Origin of the sequence: Cytobacillus sp. SAFR-174 (assembly GCF_051964675.1) — a bacterium.
In the GTDB taxonomy this organism is placed as follows: Bacteria; Bacillota; Bacilli; order Bacillales; family Cytobacillaceae; genus Cytobacillus.
The window spans coordinates 53,085-78,009 of sequence record NZ_JBQCMZ010000021.1 but is presented as its reverse complement, the minus strand read 5'-3'; the positions used below and the strand labels follow the sequence as shown (position 1 = coordinate 78,009).

General features: G+C 43.7%; 28 protein-coding genes and 1 riboswitch. Of the genes, 3 read left to right on the top strand and 25 right to left on the bottom strand.

The window, feature by feature from the left end; translation table 11 throughout:
* Positions 1-92 precede the first annotated feature (92 nt).
* Entirely contained in the window at positions 93-647 is a 555-nt protein-coding gene (locus ACTHRG_RS19015; RefSeq protein WP_076258680.1) for a DUF3231 family protein, read from the bottom strand.
* 162 nt (positions 648-809) lie between these two features.
* Between ACTHRG_RS19015 and ACTHRG_RS19010 the strand changes: the two genes are divergently transcribed.
* Entirely contained in the window at positions 810-1,385 is a 576-nt protein-coding gene (locus ACTHRG_RS19010) for a CBO0543 family protein (protein WP_076258678.1), read from the top strand.
* 15 nt (positions 1,386-1,400) lie between these two features.
* Here the strand turns inward: ACTHRG_RS19010 and ACTHRG_RS19005 are convergent, their stop codons facing one another.
* The 22 genes from ACTHRG_RS19005 to ACTHRG_RS18900 form a co-directional block, all read right to left on the bottom strand.
* Positions 1,401-2,087, bottom strand: a complete 687-nt coding sequence (locus ACTHRG_RS19005) for a lysoplasmalogenase (RefSeq protein ID WP_076258675.1) — start codon at positions 2,085-2,087, stop codon at positions 1,401-1,403.
* 27 nt (positions 2,088-2,114) lie between these two features.
* On the bottom strand, positions 2,115-2,681 hold the full coding sequence (locus ACTHRG_RS19000) for an MOSC domain-containing protein (protein ID WP_076258730.1): 567 nt from the start codon (positions 2,679-2,681) through the stop codon (positions 2,115-2,117).
* Positions 2,682-2,841: 160 nt separating this feature from the next.
* Positions 2,842-3,330 carry a CBO0543 family protein gene (locus ACTHRG_RS18995; RefSeq protein ID WP_076258672.1) on the bottom strand — a complete coding sequence of 163 codons (489 nt, stop codon included), beginning with the start codon at positions 3,328-3,330 and terminating at the stop codon, positions 2,842-2,844.
* A 143-nt stretch (positions 3,331-3,473) separates the two neighbouring features.
* Entirely contained in the window at positions 3,474-4,670 is a 1,197-nt protein-coding gene (locus ACTHRG_RS18990) for a CbiX/SirB N-terminal domain-containing protein (RefSeq protein ID WP_076258669.1), read from the bottom strand.
* A gap of 298 nt (positions 4,671-4,968) precedes the next feature.
* Positions 4,969-5,955 (bottom strand): ABC transporter substrate-binding protein, encoded by a 987-nt coding sequence (locus tag ACTHRG_RS18985; protein WP_076258663.1) that lies wholly within the window; start codon positions 5,953-5,955, stop codon positions 4,969-4,971.
* 23 nt (positions 5,956-5,978) lie between these two features.
* The gene (locus ACTHRG_RS18980) at positions 5,979-6,743 is read right to left on the bottom strand and encodes an ABC transporter ATP-binding protein (RefSeq protein ID WP_076258660.1); all 765 of its coding nucleotides are present in this window, start codon (positions 6,741-6,743) and stop codon (positions 5,979-5,981) included.
* Between the two features lie 2 nt (positions 6,744-6,745).
* Positions 6,746-7,786: a FecCD family ABC transporter permease gene (locus ACTHRG_RS18975; RefSeq protein ID WP_076258657.1), complete on the bottom strand. Its 1,041-nt coding sequence runs from the start codon at positions 7,784-7,786 to the stop codon at positions 6,746-6,748.
* Positions 7,783-8,619 carry a class I SAM-dependent methyltransferase gene (locus ACTHRG_RS18970; protein ID WP_076258654.1) on the bottom strand — a complete coding sequence of 279 codons (837 nt, stop codon included), beginning with the start codon at positions 8,617-8,619 and terminating at the stop codon, positions 7,783-7,785. The genes ACTHRG_RS18975 and ACTHRG_RS18970 overlap by 4 nt, the downstream gene beginning before the upstream one ends.
* Before the next feature lie 66 nt (positions 8,620-8,685).
* Positions 8,686-9,225: a cob(I)yrinic acid a,c-diamide adenosyltransferase gene (locus ACTHRG_RS18965; protein WP_076258651.1), complete on the bottom strand. Its 540-nt coding sequence runs from the start codon at positions 9,223-9,225 to the stop codon at positions 8,686-8,688.
* A 13-nt stretch (positions 9,226-9,238) separates the two neighbouring features.
* Positions 9,239-9,793: a nitroreductase family protein gene (locus tag ACTHRG_RS18960; RefSeq protein ID WP_076258648.1), complete on the bottom strand. Its 555-nt coding sequence runs from the start codon at positions 9,791-9,793 to the stop codon at positions 9,239-9,241.
* A complete protein-coding gene (gene cobA, locus ACTHRG_RS18955) occupies positions 9,787-10,548 on the bottom strand; it encodes a uroporphyrinogen-III C-methyltransferase (protein ID WP_076258645.1) in 762 nt (253 codons plus the stop codon). Before cobA ends, ACTHRG_RS18960 begins: the two co-directional genes overlap by 7 nt.
* A complete protein-coding gene (locus ACTHRG_RS18950) occupies positions 10,545-11,174 on the bottom strand; it encodes a precorrin-2 dehydrogenase/sirohydrochlorin ferrochelatase family protein (RefSeq protein WP_076258643.1) in 630 nt (209 codons plus the stop codon). The genes cobA and ACTHRG_RS18950 overlap by 4 nt, the downstream gene beginning before the upstream one ends.
* On the bottom strand, positions 11,143-12,528 hold the full coding sequence (locus ACTHRG_RS18945) for a cobyrinate a,c-diamide synthase (protein WP_076258640.1): 1,386 nt from the start codon (positions 12,526-12,528) through the stop codon (positions 11,143-11,145). Before ACTHRG_RS18945 ends, ACTHRG_RS18950 begins: the two co-directional genes overlap by 32 nt.
* Complete coding sequence (locus tag ACTHRG_RS18940; protein WP_076258638.1) at positions 12,525-13,661, bottom strand: cobalt-precorrin 5A hydrolase; 1,137 nt, start codon at positions 13,659-13,661, stop codon at positions 12,525-12,527. Before ACTHRG_RS18940 ends, ACTHRG_RS18945 begins: the two co-directional genes overlap by 4 nt.
* Positions 13,654-14,436, bottom strand: coding sequence for a precorrin-4 C(11)-methyltransferase (gene cobM / locus ACTHRG_RS18935; protein WP_440231780.1), 783 nt, complete (start codon positions 14,434-14,436; stop codon positions 13,654-13,656). Before cobM ends, ACTHRG_RS18940 begins: the two co-directional genes overlap by 8 nt.
* Positions 14,433-15,137: a precorrin-2 C(20)-methyltransferase gene (cobI, locus tag ACTHRG_RS18930; protein WP_076258633.1), complete on the bottom strand. Its 705-nt coding sequence runs from the start codon at positions 15,135-15,137 to the stop codon at positions 14,433-14,435. The genes cobM and cobI overlap by 4 nt, the downstream gene beginning before the upstream one ends.
* Entirely contained in the window at positions 15,138-16,331 is a 1,194-nt protein-coding gene (locus tag ACTHRG_RS18925; RefSeq protein ID WP_076258728.1) for a bifunctional cobalt-precorrin-7 (C(5))-methyltransferase/cobalt-precorrin-6B (C(15))-methyltransferase, read from the bottom strand.
* Positions 16,306-17,442: a cobalt-precorrin-5B (C(1))-methyltransferase gene (locus ACTHRG_RS18920; protein ID WP_076258631.1), complete on the bottom strand. Its 1,137-nt coding sequence runs from the start codon at positions 17,440-17,442 to the stop codon at positions 16,306-16,308. Before ACTHRG_RS18920 ends, ACTHRG_RS18925 begins: the two co-directional genes overlap by 26 nt.
* Positions 17,417-18,091 (bottom strand): precorrin-8X methylmutase, encoded by a 675-nt coding sequence (locus ACTHRG_RS18915; protein ID WP_076258628.1) that lies wholly within the window; start codon positions 18,089-18,091, stop codon positions 17,417-17,419. The genes ACTHRG_RS18920 and ACTHRG_RS18915 overlap by 26 nt, the downstream gene beginning before the upstream one ends.
* The gene (gene cobK, locus ACTHRG_RS18910; protein WP_076258625.1) at positions 18,079-18,849 is read right to left on the bottom strand and encodes a precorrin-6A reductase; all 771 of its coding nucleotides are present in this window, start codon (positions 18,847-18,849) and stop codon (positions 18,079-18,081) included. The genes ACTHRG_RS18915 and cobK overlap by 13 nt, the downstream gene beginning before the upstream one ends.
* 9 nt (positions 18,850-18,858) lie before the next feature.
* Positions 18,859-20,481, bottom strand: coding sequence for a precorrin-3B C(17)-methyltransferase (gene cobJ, locus ACTHRG_RS18905; RefSeq protein ID WP_076258622.1), 1,623 nt, complete (start codon positions 20,479-20,481; stop codon positions 18,859-18,861).
* A gap of 233 nt (positions 20,482-20,714) precedes the next feature.
* Positions 20,715-20,891: riboswitch (cobalamin riboswitch) on the bottom strand.
* Positions 20,892-20,942: 51 nt separating this feature from the next.
* On the bottom strand, positions 20,943-21,224 hold the full coding sequence (locus tag ACTHRG_RS18900) for a hypothetical protein (protein ID WP_286148558.1): 282 nt from the start codon (positions 21,222-21,224) through the stop codon (positions 20,943-20,945).
* A gap of 368 nt (positions 21,225-21,592) precedes the next feature.
* On the opposite strand from ACTHRG_RS18900, the gene ACTHRG_RS18895 reads away from it, so the two are divergent.
* Complete coding sequence (locus tag ACTHRG_RS18895) at positions 21,593-22,696, top strand: GerAB/ArcD/ProY family transporter (protein WP_076258726.1); 1,104 nt, start codon at positions 21,593-21,595, stop codon at positions 22,694-22,696.
* A 342-nt stretch (positions 22,697-23,038) separates the two neighbouring features.
* On the opposite strand, the gene ACTHRG_RS18890 is transcribed toward ACTHRG_RS18895, so the two are convergent.
* Entirely contained in the window at positions 23,039-23,497 is a 459-nt protein-coding gene (locus ACTHRG_RS18890; RefSeq protein WP_076258620.1) for an SRPBCC family protein, read from the bottom strand.
* A 116-nt stretch (positions 23,498-23,613) separates the two neighbouring features.
* A complete protein-coding gene (locus tag ACTHRG_RS18885; RefSeq protein ID WP_440231778.1) occupies positions 23,614-24,036 on the bottom strand; it encodes a VOC family protein in 423 nt (140 codons plus the stop codon).
* Positions 24,037-24,452: 416 nt separating this feature from the next.
* Between ACTHRG_RS18885 and ACTHRG_RS18880 the strand changes: the two genes are divergently transcribed.
* Positions 24,453-24,869 carry a hypothetical protein gene (locus tag ACTHRG_RS18880; protein WP_440231777.1) on the top strand — a complete coding sequence of 139 codons (417 nt, stop codon included), beginning with the start codon at positions 24,453-24,455 and terminating at the stop codon, positions 24,867-24,869.
* Positions 24,870-24,925: the final 56 nt, after the last annotated feature.

Here is a 24,925-nt window from a genome sequence, read left to right as displayed (position 1 = left end):
GCCCTATGGAATATAGAACTAAAGCCGCTTAAATCATTTTTATTATTTCTACTGTCTACTTGACAGGGGGCAGTTCAGCATGAATTGGGTTTTTACATTTTTGGAGCACCTGGAGCGTAGTAATACGGCGGCACCTTCAGCCATCCGCGCTTCCTCATGAGTGTTTTTAAAGTAGCTCCGAACATTGTCCATTCTAAAAAGAATTCAGTCCACATATTGCCTGCATCATTACGGACAGAGTCTGCTTGTCCTTTAGCACAGGCAGTGGAACATGTTACTAGCTTAAATGCGACCCCATTGGTAATTTCATCATCTGTCAGCTTAACGCCTAAAGGAATATCATTTGGAGCTGAATGGGGTTTTGCTGAGGTTACGTCAGGTAATGGAATTCCTTCTTTTCTCATAAATGTGCTTAATCTCTTGACCTGTGACTCACATATTTTTACTACATCGGTAAGCATTTCTTTCACTTCATCATCTGTAGTCGTGTTTAAGCCAATTTCTTCGTATCGTATGAATTCCTCCACCAATGCCAAGTATGTCCACATGTCCCCAACTTCAATGACATGCAAGGGTGATTTAGGTTCATTGGTATTATCAAACGTAATTCTGAGCATATTAAAAATTGCTTCTAAAGGATTAGGCATCTATTTTACCTCCTATACTGTATAGGTTGTCTACAGATTGAGAAAAAATGCATAGCTTTCGTCAGATTCTCATCCTGAATAGCACAGGAGGAACAGCTTAAGAAGCCTTTCCAAAAACGAATGGATGTCTGGAAGCTACACTAGAAAGAATGGGTGATAGGTATGGCATTTGAAAAAGGACTGTCCAAGTCTGAACAAGCATATGAACAATATACGAATATTAGCTCTGTATTCGCGGAGATTGTGAAGGACGAATTTATCACTACGTGGCAATGGTGGGCAGGACTTGCTTTGTTTATCATTCCCTGGCTGATATGGTTTAAGTATAGAAAAAAAGACAGCACCGGGCGTCTTCTCCTAGCTGGATTATTAGTCATCATATTGTCTCTTATTATCGATTTAGCTGCATTATCTTTGGGATTATGGACATACCCTATGATCATTATTCCACTGGCACCATTTTTATTTTTGCCATATCACTTTTCATTAGCACCAGTCGGGATCATGTTTGCCCTTCAAATAAAGCCTCAAATGAATAGCTTGTTTAAAGGAATACTCTTCTCTGCCATTGGAGCTTTCGGAGGGATGAATTTCTTTAATGCCATCGACTTTTATGATCCAAAAAACTGGACTACTTTATATGATTTTGTCATCTTTCTCACTCTATATTACTGCGGGTACTGGATAACGAGAATGGAGAGTTTTAAAGGTCTGGAAAAAGAAACAGGAAAAAAATAAAGACTTTCCTTTTTATCAGAAAGTCTTTTTTGCTATTGGTTCCGGTATGGCTGCGGTATCATCTGCCGCTTCTCTAAATGAAGCAAGGCTTCTCGCAATCAGGAATTGTGCAGAGTAGTAAGTGGCCATGATAAGCACATCTGAATACACAATATCCGCAACAAACATATTCCATGAAAGGATGGAATCAGAAATTACAAACAAAATGCTTCCCGCAATGGCCAGCCTGTTCCCGGTTAGGATGGCTGATAACGCCATTAAGGAAATGACCAGCATATAAGCAATAACCGGAATCACTAATGCATCATTTCCTGCTCCGGATAAGGAAGCAATCAGCTGGCTGCCAATGATTAAAGAATAAATGCCTATCGGGATGATCGCCGCCAGGCGGAACTTTGTCAAACGTGACATTTTCAGAAATCCAGTCAAAGAAAATAGATGCCCAACAAGAAAAGCACCAAGCCCGGCGACAAAAGAAACAGCAATGAATCCATCACCAAGCATGCAGAAAAACAGGCCGATAACGATTAAACGCAATGGCGGCCCATTGCTGGCAGGGAGTTTTTGCCATGCATAGAAAATAATGAGTCCCATAGGAATCAGCTTAAAGGTAACTTTGATTGCCAGTGGCTCAGAAGGAACAATGAAAATATACAGTATCGCCATCAATCCAATTAAAATTGGAACCAGCCGGTTATTCAAAATTATTCAACCTCCTTGTGCCGCGTATTAAACCCGTTCCAGTTCTTTAAAAGGCTTTGGCGGTAATTCAACTCGGATTTCATCGCCCGGCTTCACTTCCCCGCTCTCCAAAACAATTCCCATTATGCCGGCCTTTCTAATGAGGTTCCCATTTTCATCCTTCTCTATCACTGCATTTAAAAGCCCAGGCTGAAATTGATCGATCTGAGCACAGGGATTTCGCAGTCCTGTTATCTTGATCATAGCGGAATGACCCAAAAACAAGATTGAGTTTACGGGCAATTCAAGAAGATTGATTCCGGCTGTTGTAATATTCTCACCCATTTGTCCAGGTTCAATATGAAAACGGCCTGACAGCTCTTTAAATAGCTCTTGCTGGATTAAATGAACCTGTCTCAGGTTGGGCTGATCAGGGTTTTGTGCGACTCTGGATCGATGCTTTACCGTTGAGCCAGAGTGAGCATCCCCTTGAACCCCCAATCCCTCCACCAATTTTATGATATCTTTCCTTTCTTTGCTGAACGTATGCTTCTTGCTTAAACTAACAGCGATGACTGTTCCTGCTATTGGCCTTTCCGTCTTTTCCGTATGCATTCTATCACGCAGCCTTCCTACTTTATTTCCCTCTGTTTGTTCCATATTCAACAAAGACGGAAATATTCCTTCTGAACAAGGTCATAGAAAAAGCCGCCGAAGTGGCAGCCTTGTTTAATACTATAGCTATATTTCCAGCTGAATCATGATAGAACTTAACTTACATATCGTTTATAGTTTGATTACCCTTTATTCGATCCAATGTTTTAATAAACCCGACAAATCCCCTTATAGTGAATAAAGTAAAATTCACACTGCCAAATGTATGGAAAATGGACCATTTCCTCCACTTAAATAATCTGGTGTTTCTTTCAAAGAACCATTGGGCAATGCTCATGGGCACACTGAACAGCAAGCTTTTGAGAAGAATATTGCCTAAATTGTCATTGTAAGACATCTTAACCCAAATCACACTTAAAAGCGGGAAAAACAAAATATCATAAATCAGGTTGGTTTTAAAAATCCTTGAAAAAGGCCGGACCGGATATTCTACTCTTTTCGTTCCAACAACATAGGCATCAACCAGAGAAGCCAGAACGCCTTTCGAGAAAAAAATAACTAAAGTCTCCCTCATTTTTTTCCCTTTAAACAAAAATGGAACAGAAAAAATGCACAATCCGAGAAGCAGGTTTAATAATTTTTTCTCCATAGATGATCAGCCTTTCCTATTACAGATATTACTAAATTCACCCACTTTGAATTTATTTATTCCTAAAGCATTGCACCTGAACTTCTTATAAAAAAGACTGCCAATTGGCAGCCGGAATAATAATCATATAGGAATTATTCATTTTAATGATGGTGATGATGTTCATAGCCATGTTCTTCCGCATATTTACGGAAATTTTCCAGGTCCTGCATTCCAGTTGAAGTGCCATCGAGGGCCTGGTTCATTCGCTCCAGCAGGACGGTTCTCAGCTTTGGATGGTATCCGAAGTATTCTGCGATATCTATGGATATATGAGAATAAGTTTCTTTAAACTGTTCGGCCATTTTGTTCATTCTTTCCATTAAAATGCCGGTAAATAAGAAATAGGGCAGCATGATGATTCGTTTGGCGCCCAGTTTAATGCAGCGGTCTATACCATCATTGACGGTTGGCATTGTGACCCCCATGAAGGCACATTCAACGGATGATACATTTAACTTTTCCCACAGCAATCTGCTTATCTTATAAAAATCTGCATTGGCATAGGGATCGCTGCCGCCTCGTCCGATTAATAAAATAGCTGTATCTTCATGCGTTTGATTTACATCAAAACCGGTTTCAGCAAGTCTTGACTTTAATATTTCAAGAACTTCCTCATGAACTCCTATCGTCTGGCCATAGGTAAACTGAATATCAGGGAAGTGCTCTTTGGCATGTTCAATTTCTGCCGGTATGTGCAGCTTGGAGTGTCCGGCATGTAATAAGATGATGGGAATGACATGGATTTCATCTGCCCCTTTTTCAGCACAAAGCTGAATGCCATCTTCAATATTGGGGGATGCAAATTCTAAGAAGCAGGTTTCTACCAGAAGGGCCGGGTCAATGTCGTTTCTCATTTGATCGATGAATCGGCGGACTTCGTTATTCCCTGCCTCCATCCTGCTGCCGTGGCCGACAAATAAGACAGCTTTTTTCATTGGCCCTTTACCTTTTTTGTATTTATCAATTCCTTTAATGCGGTTTTCATTGCGTTTGCGTTCGCCGTGTTCCATTGAATAGATGATCGACTCTTCTTTCACTGCTTCATGAACGATGCTGCGGGCTGTTTCTTCCTGCTGGACTGAATACCAGGTTCCTTTTGGGTAATCAATGACGACGCATTTGTCTTTACAGCGGCCGTTGCAGCGTGTACGGGATGTGTGAATATGCTCGTCTAAACGGTTTTTCCGGATTTCATCGCGTATTTGCGTTGTGACTTCTTCTGCGCCTGCACTCATGCAGGTTGCGCCGTTGCATATTAGCAGGTGGCGCTGCATTTGTGTTAGGTTCCAGGTTGTCATTGGGTGACCTCCCTCTATTAAATTTGATACTCTATCTTGAAATCTTGTTTAGGCTTAGTATAAATCCCGTTGCTTTCCGCTGCGGGCACTTGCTTTCCGCGGGGAGGAACGGGAGCCTCCTCGGCTTCGCCTGCGGGGTCTCCCGCTCCCTCTCCTCCAGCAGGACATTGAATAAGCTCCCTCGAATGACCCCCGTACGAAGGAAATGCGTCAGCATTTTCGAGGATCAAGTGCCCTCCGCTCCAATCAACTCAGCGGATAAATTTTAGTTCAAAAATCCACAAAAACGCACAATCACCTAATTCCTAAATGCTTCTGGATAGAAACCCTTGGCCAAAACCTCCAGCGCTTCCCCAACACGAACCCCTTCAGATGCTGCCGACAGCGGGAGGATGACAAAGCGTTCGTTTTGTACGGCTGGTGTCTGGCTTAAGGCTGGGTCCTTTTTTAGGAATTTTATTTTTTGTTCTGCAGTAGTTGATCCATAATCTATTACTACAATGACATCAGGCTGGCGTTCTACTGCATCTTCTTTTGAGACAGTGGCCCAATTGCCTTTTACATCTCCAAAGACATTGTGCCCGCCTGCCATTGTGACAAGTGTATTCATGAAGTTTTGTGTGGCGGTGAATACATCGGTTTCGCCGCTGTCGTAAACCAGGACATCCAGCGGCTCTTTTACTTCCGGCAATTGGGAACTAATGGCGTCAATTTCTTGATTCATTTGTTGAATTAGTTTTTCACCTCGTTCTTCGACCCGGAAAATTTTTGCGATATTTCGGATGTCACTATAGATATCTTCCAGGGTGGGTGCCACTTTAACAGATGAAGATTGTAAGTAGCTGTTAATGCCTAATTCCTTTAGTTCTTCACGTGTTGCAATGTTTTTCTCATTGAAGGCACTGTCCCAGCCGCCATATAGAAAGTCAGCTTCCGCAGAGATGACTTGCTCCTTTGATGGATATTGCTCGGCCAATACTGGTACCTTGTCGTACGCCTTCTGTAATGGCTCATAAATCTCGTTATCCAAGAATGCAGTGCCAGCCATTGAATCTTCCAAACCAAGTGCCAGCATGATTTCGGTCACATGCTGATTCAATGTAATCGCACGCTTTGGCGCTTCTTCGTATTCATTCACAAAGCCTTCATTTTCAATAACCACTTTCTCCGTTGGCTCCGCTTGTTCACTTTTCACCTGTGCTGTATTTGCTTCTTCTGCTGAGCACGCGGCTAATAATAATACAGCCGCTAAGACGTGAAAAGCCCAAATTCTGCGATTTTTCATGTTCATCGGTCCCTCGATTCCATTTAATCGTTTGTGTAGAAAAATAAATGAAGTTTTTTGGTAAATGGATTTTTCGATACACCGGCCTCCATATGGAAGACTTCCTTCAATGTCTCTTTTGTCAGGACTTGCTCAGGTGTCCCCGACATATATAGAGCTCCATCGTTCATGACAAGGAGTTCATCGCAATACCCGGCTGCCAGGTTTAAATCATGGAGCGCTGCCACAATCGTTATCGGCAGATCCCTTATTAAATCCATTAACTGATATTGATGTTCAATATCCAGATGATTGGTCGGTTCATCCAGAATTAATATGTTTGCCTGCTGTGCCAGGGCGCGTGCGAGCATCACCCGCTTCTTCTCGCCTCCGGATAATTGGTTAAACATGCGGTTTTCCAGGTGAAGCACATTTGCGAGTATCATGCTTTCTTCCACAATGGCAAAGTCCTCCTGGTTATCAGCTGCAAGCCATTTTTTGTACGGCGTCCGCCCCATCATGACCAAATCTTTTACTGTAAAATCGAAGAGTACCGGTGTTTCCTGACTTACAGCAGCTAACTCCTGAGCAAGTTTTTTCTGCGGGAGATCGAGAATATCTTTTTCATATAACGTCACGAAACCGCTCGTTTGTTTTAAATGACGATAAATGATTTTAAGCATCGTCGATTTTCCGCTTCCATTCGGTCCAATGATCCCAACGAACTTTCCCTGTTCCACAGAAAAAGTGATATTATTTAAAATTTGCTTGTCCGGCACTGAAAAGGACATATTTTTGACCTGGAGCATCCTTACTCACCGTCCCCAAAAGAATAACGTTTTCGCCTGAGCATCCAGATAAAGAATGGGCTTCCGCAAATGGCGGTAATAATCCCGATTGGCATTTCTTCAGGCGCCAGCACCATACGTGCGGCCATATCCGCCCAAACTAAGAAAATGGCACCGATCAGAGCGCTTATCGGCAGAACCAGTTTGTAATTAGAACCCGCCAGCATCCGCACGATGTGAGGAATAATCAGCCCGACGAAGCCAATGCTTCCGCTGACCGCGACGACCACACCGGTCAGAAGGGATACAAAGAGAATGATAAAGATCCGAAACCGGTCCAGATTCACGCCAAGTGTCGCGGCCGTTTCCTCACCAAGCAATAAAGCATTAAGCTGCCGATAATTCATGAGCAGCAGAATAAAAACAAGCAGCAGTGAAAAAAATGGGATGCCAAGATTGGACCATTTCGCGCCCGCCAGACTGCCGAGCATCCAATGCATGACCGCTTGAATGCCGCCCTGCTGCTTGGACATCATCAGCATAAAATTGGTAATGGCGGATAACACCATCGAAACCGCAATCCCTGCCAAAAGCAGACGAATGACCGATATGCGTCCATTGACGCGTGCTAAGGAAAACACAATCATGACCGCAAAAATGGCCCCTAAAAATGCGGCAAGGGAAATGGCATACTCCCCCAAAACGCTGAATGCACCAAGTAAAATGGCAGATGCCGCTCCAACGGATGCTCCGGAAGATACTCCGAGAATGTAAGGATCTGCTATCGAATTTTTCACTAATGCCTGAATGGCTGCCCCGCAAATAGCCAATGCGGCACCTACTATGGCAGCAAGTACAATACGGGGGAATCGTATATTCCAAATAATAACCTTCTGTGCATTAGTAGCATCTGTATCTATAAATAGACCCAGCTTGGAGAAGAGCACTTCCCAAATAAGGCTTGGGGTAATGTCCACAGATCCCACCATCACGGCAAAAGTCATGGAAGCAAGCAGCCCAGCGGCCAGGGCAGCCATCAGTAATGCAAACCGTCCCCTTGTCATATATGCTTCACAGGCTCCCAGCTGATAATTGCCGCATGGAAAGGATAACGGTACACATACCCGCCATCCTCTTGGGAAATAAATCGTTCCAATGAGGCACCCACATGTGTTCGTTCAAACCGGGGAGATAAGATTTTCTTGCTCTGGGCATCAATTAACTGCTGCCATGTATCATAACGATGCTCCCGCTCAAGCTTAATCATTTCACAATCTGCATAAATGCCTAACTGGTACAGCATGTTGACGATCATGATATAATCCCGGCGCGGGTATTTAATGTCATAGCCAAACTGCTTATCCAACAGGACGTAATGCGGCTGAATAGGGCCAGTCGTTAAGCCGATTATGGCACGTTTTCTTGCCAGCCTGTTCATTTTCTTCAGTGCTTCATTCATTTCATACATCCGGTAAAAGCAGTTCACCCCAACCACGACATCGTGCGGCTCCAATTGTGCTTCTTCCCATTTGCTGTGGACAAACTGGATAAGGGCATCCTCTTCAAAATATTGCTTTAAGTAAGCGAGCACACTCTTTGAACCATCCACCAGGGTTAAACTTCCGGCATCCTGGCTGAGCGGAAAGGTATAGTTCCCCCATCCCGGACCGAATTCAATACAGCTTGAGTTTTCCGGGATATGCTTCTTCATTTTTTCGTAGATCCTTTTGGCATACTCATCTGTCTGCTTGTATTTCTTTTTCTTCATGGACTGCATCCAAAAGGCTTCCTCCAGCTCATCATCAACCATTCGCTCCGGCATCCTTCCATGCCAATCCAGCATGCCTTCCTTCCAGAGCTTCTCAAAATCGTATTGCAAAAGGGATTCTTTTATCATTGAAATTCTCCTCAATTTCCAAAACCTAACTAGATACAGGGTCTAAAAATACTCGGGAGGAGCTGCTTAAAACTCCAGCCCCTTCATGGCTTTAACTTCCTGTTCGGCATAATAATGTTTGGTGGCATTGATGGTAGACACTAAATCGGCCAATTCGAGAATGGCTGGATGTGCAGAACGCCCTGTGATCACCAAATGCATCTTTTTTGGACGGTTTTGAATGGCCTCCAGCACCTCAGATAATGGCAGCACATCGTCAATGGGAAAACGTGTAATGGCCAGGGCATTATTCAGTTCGTCCAGCACTAACACATCTGTTGTTTCATCTTTCAATTCTTCTTTTACTGTCTGCCAGGCGGTCGCAAGTGCTTCACGGTGCTCCTCCGGTGTTTTCGTCCATGTAAACCCGATTCCCAGCTGCACAGTTTCAACACCCAGTTTCCTGAGGGCCAGCTTTTCACCATATGTACGTTCCGGTGATTTAATAAATTGAAAGTATTTCACCTTCATGCCCCGGCCGATTGCCCTTAATGTTACACCAAGCGAGGCGGTTGTTTTTCCTTTTCCATCTCCTGTATAAACCAGCAGCATACCTTTTTGTGGCATAAACCATTCCTCCTTACAGCCAAGTTGTCTTTTCAGCAAATGGGGTACGCTTTTTTTCGGCAGCAATTTCTTCTGCCGGATAGCCGATGCATAGCGTCCCCACTAATTGCTCCTTGCCGGATGCACCAATAAAATCATGCAGTGCTGTATCATGCACCAAGCCAACGCCTCTTGTACGCCATACCATCCCTAATCCCAGCTGTTCGGCCATCAGCCACATCGACATGATTGCACTGCTTACGGCAAAGACATTATCTTTTGTCGCCCCTTCATCTCCTTCCACAATGGCGGATGTCACAACAATGATCAGTGGTGTTTTCGTGATGGCTTCCATGGAGCTTTTCACTAAATGCGGCTTCGCCGGAAAGCGTTTTTGCAGGTAATCAAGTGCAACCTGCTCGTAGCGTTTTAAACTTTCTCCCTGCAATACATAGAAATGCCACGGCTCACGCATGCGGTCATTTGGTGCATATGTGGCTGCTGTCAATAATGTTTCGATTTTATCCCGTTCTACTTCGCGCGATTCAAAGTTTCGAATCGCACGCCGTTTTTTCATGGCTTCTAACATAATTCATGCTCCTTTTCTATAAACCAGGCAATTTGATCCCTTATTCCAACCACATCTCCAACCAAAATCATCGATGGATTCGAGATGCCATGAACCTGGATATCCTCTGCAATATTTTCGAGCGCTCCCGTAATGGTCCGCTGATTGGCAGTTGTGCCCCATTCAATAACAGCGGCTGGGGTTGTTCCGCTTTTGCCATTGGCTATTAAGCTTTTCGTAATGTGAGCAATGTTGCCAATGCTCATATAAAAAGCGACCGTGTCAATTTGAGCAAGAGCAGACCACTTTAAATAGTCCTGCTCCTTTTCGGCGCGGCCATGGCCTGTCACAATGGCAAAGCTTGCCGCGTGATCACGGTGTGTCACAGGAATGCCTGCATAAGCAGGCGCAGCAATCCCGGCGGTTATTCCAGGAACAATTTCAAAGGGAATACCTGCTTCCCGCAAAATGGCTGCTTCTTCTGCGCCGCGTCCAAATACAAAAGGGTCACCGCCCTTTAAGCGCAGCACCTGCCTGCCAAGGTTTGCCTGTTGTACCAGAACCTGATGGATTTCATCCTGAATCAATCCATGCCTGCCCGGCTCTTTCCCACAATAAATCAGCTCTGCATCTGCTTTTGCATGTGTTAATAACTCACTATTCACCAGACGGTCATATAAAATGACATCAGCCTGCTGAATGCACTCCAATCCGCGAATTGTCAGCAGTTTGGGGTCACCAGGGCCAGCTCCAACAATATAGACAAATCCTCTCATTGCTTTTCTCCTAAACGCTTAAGCAGCCAGTCTTCACATTTTTGCTTATCCCCTTGCTCCATCCACTCCAAAAGTTGAGGATCCAAAAGCTCTGCCAACAGCTGCTTTTTCTCATTCCCGGTAAATTTCTCTAAGATTCGCTGACGGGCTTCCTTCAAAAAAGATACATACTGGGCGTAATGCTCTCCATATTGCTCTGCTAATTCTCCCTTCACTTTGCGGGTCAGACCCGGGCTCCCGCCAGATGTAGATACGGTCAAAACGAATTCACCGCGGCGGACAACTGCGGGATTAATGAAATCCACCCTCCCCTTTGCATCTGCCCGGCTGAGCAGCTGCCAATGCTGTGCGGCTTCTTCCACTGCATTGTTTACTTCTTCGTCGTTTGTGACAGCGAATATCAGGGCCGCGTCATCTAAATCAGCCGGTTCAAATGATTTTTCTTTCCATGTCAGAAGTCCTTTATTGATATATTGCTGCAATTTTTCTGTCACCGTTGGGCTGATCAAAGATACTTGTGCTTTTGTCGGCAGCAGCGCTTCAGCCTTCTGTCGTGCCACATGTCCGCCACCGACAATAACCACCTTTTTATAATCAAGATTCATTAATAACGGGAAATAATTCATGTTCTGCCTCCAAACAAGCTGCCAGCCAATTCTTCACAAGATGAGGATTCGATGCAAAATGAAAGTGTATATAGCCGGCTGCAAGATTATCAGTTAAATAGCCTTCCTTCTGAGAGCGGAATCGGCCCTTGCTAAAGTAAGCCGGTGATGAGTGCTCTCCTTCATATGCCGAGTAATGGAATTCATGCCCTTTGGCCTGCTCTCCTTCATTCATTAGGAAGTTGCCCGGAACACCTGTGATTTCCCGATACCCGAGTGCAGCCAATTTATCCTGCATCCTGACCCGGCCCGGAATTACACCGATCATCGGGAATGCCTGTCCTTTTCGATCCACAATTTCTTCTGTTAAATACATAAATCCGCCGCATTCTGCCAATGTCGGCAGACCCTTCTCCAGCGCGGCCTTGATAGAAAGTTTTGATGCTTCATTTCTTGCCAATGCTGCAGCAAACTCTTCCGGGAAGCCGCCGCCAATATAAAGCCCCTGTGCTCTTTCAGGAACTTCCTCGTTGTCGAGCGGTGAGAAGAAATGCAATGTGGCTCCATGGGCTCGCAGCAATTCTAAGTTTTCTTCATAATAAAAATTAAAGGCCGCATCTCTGGCAACCGCAATATGTACTTCCTGTCTTTCCGGCTGAGCATCAAAAATCGAAGAGGAAACCTCCAGGACTTGGGCTTTCGTTAATTCCAGAAGCTGATCAATATCGACTGTTTCTTCAATCGCTTCTGCCAAACTTTCAAAATAGGAATCTAAATCACCGCGTTCAATGGCCGGCACCAGCCCCAAATGACGGCTTGGCATCTTTGCTACAGCCCCTTTTGGGAGATAGCCAATGACAGGAATTCCGCATTCTTGTTCAATCGCTGATTTGACAATGTCAAAATGGCTTTTGCTTCCTAATTGATTGGCAAGGACACCAACGATATGGGAGCTTTCATCAAGCATTTGAAAACCTTTGACAATCGCAGCCGCACTTCTTGCCATACTTGCCGCATTGACAATTAATATGACAGGACTTTTTGTAATCCCGCTAATATGGGCAGCAGATCCTTCATTGGATAATGGTGATTTGCCGTCATAAAAGCCCATCACTCCCTCAATAACTGATACATCAGTATCGCAGCTTGCTCTTGCGACAATGGCATTCACGGTATCATGGGACATCATGAAACTATCAATATTTCGGGAAGGGCGGTTGGTGACTGCTGTGTGATACGCCGGGTCAATGTAATCCGGGCCGCATTTAAAGCCCTGCACGGTTAACCCCCGCTTCATCAGTGCACGCATAATGCCGATCGTGAAGGTTGTTTTTCCTACACCGCTTCCAGTTCCGGCCAGAACAAATCGATTCATCCTCTTCCCTCCTCAAAATTGATGCGTGCAATGCTGATGGTCACATTGCCACTCTTCTTTTTCGCCAGCAGCAATTCCTTCGCCTTTGCATATCTCATGGCCGCCGGCTCGCTGACCCCATACGCGCCGGTATATTTAAAGACGGTGTCCGACGGATTCTGCATAGGAATCTCATTCAGCTCTTCAGGTGTGTATGTAACAAACGGCCAGTTATATTTAGCTGTTAATTCCAGCAGGGCTGCCTCGTCTTTTTTCAGATTAATAGATGCAATCGCTTTGACACTTTTTTTGCTCAAACCTTGCTCTGCCAATGTCTCATCGATTACTCTTTCAACCTCTGCCATTGACGTGCCTCGATTGCACCCAATCCCAAGAACAATTGATTTTGGACGGTACAGCACGCCATTCTCAAGCAGCTCCTCTTCATGCGGCACTAAAATGCGATCTGTAATAAGGAGTGCCGCTTGAGGCTTTGCCTTGATGGCTTCCTCTATAGATTGATAGATTTTTAGATTGTCCGGCAGTTCCCGGTCGTACATCCACCAATTCTTTTCACCTGTTTCCTGCACGATTGCCACATGCTCTTCATTGACAACCGATGCACTGACGGGTGTTAATTTTTCGTCACTATCCCACATCCACCCGAATTGGGCGCCAAATAAATCGACGGGAATCGTTTTTTGAACATCTGATGCGGTGGTCACAACGGGGGACGCCCCAATCGCATGGGCAAATTCATGGGTTAAGGCATTGGCACCGCCAATATGGCCGGATAAAACACTAACAACATACTGGCCTTTATCATCAACCACCAGCACGGCAGGGTCCGTCTTTTTATCGATCAAAAGCGGGGCAATCATGCGGACGACAGCACCGAGGGAAATGATGCAGATAATCCCTTTATACTGCTGGAATAATGCGGGCAATAATAGGCGGACCGTGCCATCAAATAACTGAATTTGCCGTGCTTCTTCATCACCCTGTTCGAATTTTTTCATATAATACAGGTCTGCATACGGGAATGTTTCCGCATAGCTTCTTGCATGCGCCACCCCATGCTTTGTAATGGCAACAAGAGCATAGGGTTTACGCTTATCAATTACCGGCATTTCACATTCGCGCAAACTAATCATTCGACGTCAAACCTTTGCGGAAGCCATGTGTGAATGTTTTGTCATATAGCTTCGAGCGGTATTCTTTTTCATGGATATGCGGGTCCAATGCCCAGCCTGCCAGAATCATCGCATGCTTGCGGATTCCGTTGACACGCATCGCTTCGTCCAGCTCAGACAGTGTGGTGCGGACAATTTTCTGATCGGGCCAAGAAGCACGCTGCACAACCGCAACGGGTGTATTGTCTTCCCATCCGGCTGCCTGCAGTTCCTTTGTGATTTTCTTTGTTAAGGTCGCACTCAGAAACATCGCGATTGTACAATGATGGCTGGCCAAAGCCTGTAATTTTTCACGCTCCGGCACTGGTGTCCGCCCTTCAGCCCTTGTTAAAATAAGCGTTTGTGTTAAATCCGGAATCGTCAGTTCTGCCCCGACTGCTGCTGCGGAGGCAAAAACAGAACTCACCCCCGGCACAACTTCACAGCCTATATCGTGCTGTTTCAATAGTGCCACTTGCTCCATCGTTGCCCCGTACATCGCCGGGTCGCCTGTATGTAAACGTACAACCGTTTTACCAGCATGGACTCGTTTAGCAATACAATCCACCATTTCTTCAAGATGCATTCCGGCTGTGCGGATAATCTCTGCCGACTCCTTGGCTTCCGATACTAATGTCTCGCTGACAAGGGAGTCGGTATACATGACAACATCAGCCTTATTTAATAGTTTTAAGCCTTTTACCGTAATTAAATCGGGATCTCCTGGTCCTGCTCCGATAATCCAAATTTTTTTCATTTGCGCACCACCATACATGACAAGTAATTTAACTCAGCTCCCCGGAGCTCATGGACATTCCATATAACCTCTTCGTCAGATGTAACCTTTGTTACAACATGTGTTTTGTCCAATAAATCCATTTCCTCCAATAAGTTCAGCATATCGTCCAATACTTTCGCTACTTTAATGAAGACAATCGCATCATGAGTTTCAATCACCCGCCGCATTTCCACCATATTCTCGGTTGCCGGAATCATCGCGACATGGTCATCGCCATCAGCCAGGGGTATTCCCAAGCGATTAACAGAACCATTAAAAGACGAGATGCCAGCTACCGTTTCAATTGGAACATCGGGATGCATCTTCTGCATCAGCTTCATTAAATGGATAAATGTGCTGAACAGCATCGGATCCCCTTCCGTCACGAATGCTACATCTTTTCCCTGAGACAGAAAGCCATAAATAGCTTTTGCGGATTTTGTCCATTCAGCCCTTAATGTCTCTTCGTCTTTTGTCATTGGAAAAACCAAACCAAGCATTTCTTTTTCTTCGGGATTTATATACATGTCTACAATTTGATGGGCGTAGGATTTACTGCCTCTTAATTTTTTTGGATAAGCAATGACCGGGCTTTCCTGCAATTTGCGGAATGCTTTTACCGTGATTAATTCCGGATCTCCCGGCCCGACTCCTAATCCATATAAAGTTCCGATTCTCATTTAGTTCTTTCCTTTCTTTGCAGTCACAATAAAAATGGGATTTAACGGTTGGAAGCGCGTTAAATGCAAAATTGGCTTGCTTTTAGAAATCTGTGCCTGCAATACGGATACTTCACAGCCCAGATTTTTCAAATGCTGCATCGCTTCTGCGAGATTTTCGATCGTGGCAATATTCATAACGAGCCGGCCATTTGGCTGCAGCCGTGAAAGGCATATCTGCAATAAAAGCTCCATATTCCCGCCATTTCCGCCTATAAAAATAGCATTCGGATCAGGAAATTCATCCAGCCTCTCAGGTGCCTTTCCAAGGACGGCCGTGAAATCTGTCCGATGTCTTAATTGATTTTCCAGGCAGTTTCCCAGATCACCCTCATTCTTTTCAATCGCATACACCGCACCTTCCCGGGCTATTTTCGCTGCTTCAATCGCAACGGACCCTGTGCAGGTTCCAATATCCCAGACGATGCTGTTTTCCTTTAGCTCTAACTCCTGCAGACAGAGAGTCCTGATCTCCTTTTTCGTAATCAGGCCTTTATCCGGCTTTCTCTGTACGAACCTGTCATCCGGAATTCCCAGTGAGGCACGCTCCACAGACATACGCTGCTTTAAAATCACCACATTCAAAGGAGAAAAGAATGATTGCTCCATTTCGTCCAAGGTGAAAAAGCGGCAGCGTTCATTTTCCCCCTGCAGATTTTCAGCAACAAAGGCATCATACTCCGTCATGCCGAACTCCTTTAAATACGCTGCAATGGCCTGTGGTGTATTCTTTTCATCTGTTAAAATAGCAATCTTTTTCCGACCGTCGATTCTTTGGGCAAAACCTTTAATAGAACGGCCGTGCAGGCTGACAATATACGCATCCTGCCAGCTTACCTGCATTTTTGAAAAAGCGAGCTGAACAGAGCTTGTATAAGGATAAATCTCCAATGGAAGCTTTTTTGCCAATACACCGCCAAGCCCATAAAACAGCGGATCACCCGACACCAAAATAACCGTATTGCGTGTTTCCTGCTGCAGGTCAGCCGTTAAGGCCGCCAAGCCGCCTTTAATTACTTTTTTCTCTCCAGTAAACCCCGGGAAAAATTGCAAATGGCGTTCCCCGCCGACCAGGACCTCACATTCATGAATCCAGTCTATGTATGAGGGGAGCAAGCCTGCCGCGCCATTATCCCCGATACCAATCATCTTCATCCAATTTGTCAATATTCTCAGCCTTTCCTAGACAGCTTCCGTTCATGGCATACAGAGTTGTCGATACTTTGACGTTTGCGTTCATATGATTCAGTGCATAATAACAGCAGTTTCGGCAAAGGGCTTCAAAGAATTCTTCGTTTCCCTGCAGGATTTCACCAACCTGTGAAGCCGTATTTGCCTGTAAAATGTCCTGCTGAATTTCCTCGCTGACTTCCACTTTATTGGCCATACCTGCTAAAAACTCGAAACTGACTGGTGCACTTTTTGAGTGCACCATCATAACTCCCTGTGCAACCTTTGAGAATTTCCCCATCATCCCTACAAGAGAGACTTTGGGAATCTTCTTCCTTGCTATATTCTTCAAAGTAAAACCGACAAAGTCGCCCATTTCGATAAAGGCTTCTTCCGGCAAATGCGGATACTGCTTCATGGCAAATTTTTCACTGCGTCCGCCTGTTGTGATGACTAAATGATCACATCCTGCTTCTTTTGCGACATTGATCGCCTGAGCGATACTTGCCATATAGGCGGAACTGGAAAATGGAACCACCGTTCCCCTTGTTCCTAATATCGAGATTCCTCCGATAATTCCTAATCGGCCATTCAATGTTTTTTCAGCTATTTCTGCACCGTCCGGAACCGAAATGACTACTTCAATGCCCCGATTTACTTTATATTTGTCCATTGCTTCCTGGACGACACCATGGATCATTTTACGCGGCACCGGGTTGATCGCTGCCTGCCCTACCGCTACTGGCAGCCCGGCTTTCGTGACCCGTCCTACACCGATCCCGCCATCTAAATGGATGCCTTCTGTTATGGCATAAGTGACCGTACTTTGAATTCGTGCCTGATGTGTGGCGTCCGGGTCGTCCCCGGCATCTTTGATCGTTTCGCACATGACCCGGCCATCTGACCGATCAAAAGCCGTCACTTTAAAAGTGGCATACTGGCCAACCGGCAGATAAATCGTAACTTCATTTGGCACCTCTCCGGTCACAAGTGCCTGCAGCGCTGCCTTTGTCATGGCTGCGGCACAGGCACCTGTCGTATAGCCGTGCCGCATTTGGGATGGATCTTTTTTATTTCGCTGCTTTTGCCCGTTCATCCGCCATAATCGAAATGGCATTCAGCGCAGCGACCGTCACTGTACTGCCACCCTTTCTCCCTGCATTCGTAATAAATGGGATCCCTTCAAGCACGGCCAGCTCGGCTTTGGACTCTGCCGCTGATACAAAGCCGACTGGCATGCCAATAATTAAGTCAGGTTTTGCTAGGCCTTCTTTAATTAAACGAATCAATTCCAGCAGTGCTGTTGGCGCATTGCCGATAGCATAGATGCCCCCTTCATGCAGACTCGTTGCTTTTTGCATGGAAATGATCGCACGTGTTGTTCCCTGTGCCTTTGCTTCTTTAGAAACATCTTCATCCGCAATATAACAATGCAGGTCCCCGCCATGCTTTTGGAATCGCTTGCGTCCTGACCCGCTTTCAATCATCTGTACATCTGCCACGACATGACGGCCTGCTAAAATCGATTGAACCCCTGCTTCAATGGCATCTGGTGTAAAAATCATGCTTCGCCCCAGCTCGAAATCGGCCGAGGCATGGATGACACGCCGAACCACCAGCCACTGCTCATTTGTAAATGGATGCTCACCCATCTCCTCTTTAATAATCGCGAAGCTGTGATCATAAATTTTATCCGGATCTACCGTTACCGGTACAAATGTGGTATTAAAGTTCATGTTTGCCATGTGTAAAGCCCTCCCAATTTTTGAGTCACTTCTTCGAAAGAAGTGCAAAAGTTTTCATAATGAAGTGGCGGCCGCTTAATCAAAATAACAGGAATCCCCATCTCCAGAGCAGCTGTCATTTTTTCATCCACAGATCCCACTTTGCCGCTTTCTTTTGTAATCATCAGGGTTACACCGTATTGCTCACAAAGAGCTTTGTTTAATGATTCGGAAAATGGCCCCTGGATCGCAATGATGTCCTTTTGTTTAACGCCAAGCTTATCGCATTTTTCCATGTTTCCTATGTTTGGGAGCATCCTGCATACAAGCCGGATCTCCTCCCGCATCAGATATTTTGTGAAGATTTCCAGCGTTTTGCTGCCGGTTGTCAGCATGATTGTCCCTTTATGCGATTGAGCCAATTTTGCTGCTTCCTCATAGCTTTCAGCTTCAGTGATGAGCGGTGAGATAAACTGTTCCTTTGGCCTTTCGTAACGTATGTAAGGAATGCTGCATGCTTTAGCTGCTGCCATGGCCGTTTTTGACGCTTCTTCCGCGTAGGGATGACTGGCATCAATCACAGTGGTCACCTCTTGCATCTGAATCAGTTCAATCATGTCATTTTCTGTCAGCCGACCCACTTTATAAGAAATGCCTTCAGCTTTCAAGCTGTCAGCTGCCGATTCTGTGACAACGGTTGCCAATAAGGGATAACCTTGATTTTTCAATTGAATGGCTAATGCTCTCGCATCACTTGTGCCTGCTAAAAATAAAATCATGAGATCCTCCTAATCCCCGCATGGTGCCGGCTCTACTTCGATCTTGGAGCTCATATCCTGATAGGTAAAATACTGAATTTTTTTCACGCGCTTAAAATATTTAAAAAGCCGTTCATTCGGATGCGCATTTTCTTTGTATTCTTCGATAATCTCCTTTAATAACGGCACCAGCTGTTCAGGCTCAATTCCCTCTGCCACCGGCTGGGCAGCATGGGCTGTACGGCCAACCGGCTTTGCCCCGATAAATAAATCAAACTTCTTCTTGCGGTAAACAATGCCGATATCATCAAATACCGCCCGATAACAGGCCATACCGCAGCCATTAAAGCCAATATGCAGTTCCTTTGGTAGCTTTAAGCCGCCAAGTTCAGCTGCAATTTCCTCTGCATATGGAATGGATTCTGCCTTCTCCCCGTAGCAAAAATCGCAGGCTTTTACATTTAGAACATCACCTACCGGCATGACTGTCAGATCATGCTGTTCGAGTTTTTCCACAATTGACTGTGGCCGTCCGGTTGGAATCTTGATTAAGAATCGGTGATCCGGTGTATATTCCATGGTGCCTTTCTCGCCAACAGCTTCTGCCAGTACACGCATTTGGTCAGCTGTAACAAATTTATTGGCTACACCAGGCGAAACCGCAAATTCAAAAATATCTTCGATTGGCTGCTGCACCAAATGTGTTTGGTCAATCTCCGATTTCGTCACCATTGATAAAGCCTTTAAAGCCATATTCAGTGAACTGGATTCTTGTTTTTTGCTTTCAATTTGCTCGTAGCCGGGCACTGCTTCCCCGGTTTCCTGATTTAATGCCCATGGCTCCGCTTCCTTTTTTAAACGCTGATGCGGCTTTAAGCTTTGCTTCTCTTCCCCAAGCGTATACTTGCGCTGGTAGCCTCTCGGCGTAATGATTTTATTGTCATAAAAGAAAGTGGAGGAATTCCCGATCACAACTGTTGTCAGCATGCCTATATCGTGATCAAGCATTTCCGCCAGTGTCGTCAGAATGACATTCTGATTTTCACGGTAAGCACTTTTCACAAGCCCCACTGGTGTATCAGGAGAACGATATTTTAATAGAATCCTTTGTGCCTCGACAATCTGCCGTGTCCGCCGGCCGCTTTTCGGGTTATATAATGCAATGACAAAATCTGCCATTCCGGCTGCTTCAATGCGCTTTTCGATTACCGTCCAGGGTGTTAAATGGTCACTCAGACTGATGGTGCAGGAGTCATGCATGACAGGTGCACCCAGTAAGCTCGCACATGAATTAATCGCAGAGATGCCAGGAACAATTTCCACTTCGATTCCTTCTTCTTCTTTCCAGCCCAATTCGATCAGCACTTCATACACTAGGCCGGCCATGCCGTAAACGCCCGAGTCACCGCTCGAAATCACAGAAACAATTTGGCCGGCTTCCGCTCTTTTCACTGCATCCTGCGCACGGGATACCTCTTCAGTCATCCCTGTGCTGACAATCGAACTTGCTGTTACGTATGTCTCGATCAGATCTACGTAAGTTTTATAGCCAATAATGCAATCACTCTGCTGCAGCGCATCCACAGCCCGCTTGGTTATATGCTCACGATCGCCCGGACCAAAGCCGACAACAAAGATTTTTCCCTTTTTCATAGGCTTACCTCCAATTAAGAAATGCACATGCGCCATGTCTGCTGCCGTACTGCTCGAGCAGGCGGCCTGCGCCATCTAATTCTCAAAGTTCAATGCTTCTTGCAAAATAAAAAATGCCTGCACTCCTTTTCAAAGGAATACAGGCATATGAAATGACAGTATAAAAATAAGCATACTGAAACCCAAAAACAATTGATCATAATTGTCCCGCCTATACTTCTCCCTCCGAAAAGCAAGTGTCGTTTAAATAAGCAGGTTTCCTGACTTAAGCTTCTTCTTACTCTTACACCTTCCCGATTTCTCAGTGGCTTTGTAATTTCATCAGCTCTTACAGTAGCGGGGGCTGCACCAGACTTTCACTGGTTTCCCTTTTACCTCACAAAGTGAGCACTTATTTAAATTGATATATTAATTTTTTACTAATATAACATATAATGACCAATTTTGACATATTATTTTTTTCATAATTTTTTTAATGCTGTGTTAGTAGCTTTGGCATTATAAAATTCATGCCGTTTATACCGGACCATAGAAACCATTCCAAGAATCGGTCCAATCGCTAAAGAGGCAAAGACCCATTCCCAGCCAACTAACCTCTGAATAATAGGAATAAGGTTTATAGAAAATATAGTGATCAGGAAACCAAAACACATTTGAAAAGTCAGGGCTGTTCCTACATACTCAACTTCAGAAACTTCTGAAACTGCAGAAGAAAACTGGGCAGAATCTGCGATGACAGACATTCCCCAAATGATAGAAAGGAAACTTTGTGGATGTTGTAACTATGTACCGCCACACTTTTTATTGCCTTCCATTCATAAGTTTTCCAGCACCGGTAATATTAAGAGTAATGCAGAAAATAATGGTGATTTACTTATGACTAAACAGGATTAAGGATGAAGTCCAGCATGAGGTATGGGAAAAATCTTTTTATTCCAATAAATTTTTAATATAGTCAAAAAACAAATGTACGCTTTGGTCTTACTTTAATAAACAGCCTACCCCCTTTAGCAAAAAAAGAACACAAGATAAAAAGTTGATGAATAACGCCGGAGTGGGAACTCAGTTTTACCACAGCCAGATACCAAATCATGAAACGGAGGTGAACCAAATAAAGGAGCAGCCAATACCAGACAGATTGAAGATATCCCCATTTTTAGTATTTTATTTAATTATGTCCATGCAAATTGGCATTGGGGTTCTTAGCTATCAGAGAGATATCGCAAAGGATGCAGGCTATGATGCCTGGATCTCCATCCTGTTTGCCGGGGGTTGCATACATGTCATCCTTTGGATGAACTATAAAATTGCCGAAACGGTTGATGGTGATTTTGTGACAGCCCATAAGTACCTTCTGGGCAATTTTATCGGCAAAGCAATCAGTTCCATTTTCATAGGTTACTTTTTTTTGTATGTCTTAGCCATAGCACGAACATTTATCGAAATCATTCAAGTGTGGATGTTTCCGGATCTTAGCACTTTCTGGTTCTCCTTTGGATTCATGATACTTTGTACTTATATCATTTTTGGAGGGTTCAGAACCGTAGTCGGTATAGCCTTTTTCGGTCTTGTATTGCCTGCTTATCTCCTTCTCACATTTGGCTGGGCCATTAAATTTTCAAATTTCTACAATCTACTGCCAATTTGGGACCATTCCGTTAAAGAACTTCTCATCGGTTCCTACAAGATGTCGCTTACCTTCATCGGATTTGAGATTATTCTATTCATTTATCCTTTTATAAAGGAACCAAAGAAATCCAAAAAGTGGGCACACCTTGCTGTTTTTACCACTACCTTGATCTATACTATTTTAGCAGTCATTACGTTTGCCTATTATTCGGAAGATCTGCTTGCTAAAGAGGTCTGGCCCACTTTGACCATGTGGAAAATTGTAGAAATGCCTTTTGTGGAACGTTTCGAATATATTGGAATTGCAAACTGGAACTTAATTATGCTTCCGAATGTGTGTATTGCCATCTGGATCTGTTCGAGACTTATCAAGAGAATCTTTAATATTAGACAAAAGATTGGAGTGTTTTTTGTTGTCAGTGCTTTATTAATACTGATTAACTTTATTAATACGCGCGAAAGGATCAGTATGCTTAATGAATTTTTTGGGAAAATAGGGTTTGGCTTTACGTTCATTTATATTCCCTTGCTCTTTGCCGCTATCATGATTGCCAAGAGGGTAAAAAAGAAGGGTAAAAAGAAATGAAAAGCTTATCTTAATGGGGCTGGTTCTGCTGCTTGCCGGATGTATTTTCTTTTGGCTTTAACCGGCAAGCATAATAATTTGCTGAATATATTTGTATTCGCTTAAGTACCTTATTTCTGCAAATATATTTGATTTTTTCGGAATAATAGAGGATCCAGACTCCATTCTCCTGAAATCCGGGCAACGTACCACATTCTTTAATTTCTCATTATCCACTCCTAGTTAAATCATTTTTTGGATCATGGCCAAATGCCTTGAACTGCTGCATCCCATTCAAAATTTGTCAGTGCTGTTAAATCAATTTGTTTACCACTTGCTCTAAGGGTAAAGATATTCTTAACTTTATACTTGCGCGTCAGGAAATCTATCCGAAACAAGATTCAAAATGATGTTATGCTCAAGAAGTGCTTTTAAACCACACAGAACAATCGTAAAACCGCCAGTTGAATCTATCACTTGATTAATTATTTCATCTGGACTTCCTTTAAAACCTGCGTTAATGACGGTGACAAAAGTTCCTTCTGTACGGGGTGTAAACATCCACTCTACCGAAGTATCATCGTCAAATTTGATAAGAATTCTGTTGTTTTGTTCCAATTCTATTACGTCAAGTTCAGCAGAAACTCCATACATCTCCCAATCCCAGCGGAGTCGTTTTCCCTTGTCTAATCTTCCGCTGCTTTTGGTAAACCAGAATTTAGTAGTAATCGAAGGATCGATAAAAGCATCGAATACCTCCTTAACAGGTTTTCTGATAAGCATCTCCACTTTTGAAATAGATACTTCTTTCAGGTTCGTCATTATGTATACTCCTTTCCAATTGTTCAATTATTAAAAGCTTACCCATTCAATAAACGAGTCATAAAAAAACGGCTTTGATATTTTCGCAAAGCCGTTTTTCTCCTATATCGTATGTACTAACCTTGATGTCCTTCTGTATAAATTTGAAAGGTTACATCGAATTTATCTTTAATGACCCCGTAAGCAGGACTAAAGCTTGTTTCTGATAGCGGCATTTCAACTCTTCCCCCATCCTGTAAGGCATCAAAAACTTGCCGGGCTTTGTCTGCATTGTCAAAGGTAATGCAAATGGTCACTAGGTTTCCCTCTTGAGCTGGCTGACCTGGGAATGTATCTGAAAACATAATAGCTGACTCACCAACCCTTATCGTCCCGTGTGCAACAAGGTCTTTTGCGTCCTCTGGCAAAGGAAAATCCGGGCTGGCAGGCATTTCACCAAATGTAATCACTCCTAAATTTTCGGCATGAAATACCTTTTCGTAAAATCCAATTGCTTCTCTTGCGTTTCCGTTCAACTGTAAATAAGGAATAAATTGCATGATTTCAGCTCCTCAAATTTTATTGGATATGTGCTCCAAATATTATTATAACCAACAAGCTCGTTAATAACATTAAAATTCTGATAATTTCAATTATTCAGTGCCTTATATTCACAAGGGCTGTTTCAAATTGGCGGAACAAAAATATTACTAAGCGAAGCTGAATTAATCTACACGCTTTACTTCTTCTAGTTCAGCCAAAATCTTTATTATTTTTTGTGTTACAATGAATATAAAATTTTTTCTGAACAAAACAAAGATTTAGACACTAAGCGTCTTAATCCTTTAATCTCAGACATTTACTTTTTATTGAGGCTCCCATAATAAAGCGGTTTGATGACCATGATAGCGATAGTAAGTATAATTGATTATCAGCTTTTTCTTCTATTGTATTTGAAGGAGCGTGGGCGGAAAACATGTACACTGTTCTTACATATTTTGTTTCCCTTTTTGTTATTGTGATATCTGTATTTACTACACTTTTTATCAAAAATGAACTAGAGCGAATGTTCCGGGAAAAAAATAAAATGATCCCTTTTCATCTATCTAATGTGCTTCTCACATTAATGGTTTCTTTTGCAGCACATGCTGTATTTACGATTTATATCATTGGAGATGAATTAAATTGGTTAATGCAATTGGTAATCCTCATTTTCATGATCTTACCAATTTATATTTTAGGGCACTTGGCATTTGAAAAATATAAACTAGTGTATAAAAAATACACACCCGCTGAGAGCGGGAAGATTTTAGTGCTTAATGAAAAGTACTTAAAGAAGAAAAAGTGGCCTTCAAAGTTCAAAAATTATAATGACTTTTCTAAGGAAAAATAAGTTACAGGTACTAAAAAAATAGGTTAAGCCAACTTAAGGAACTTTTTTGGTATTTA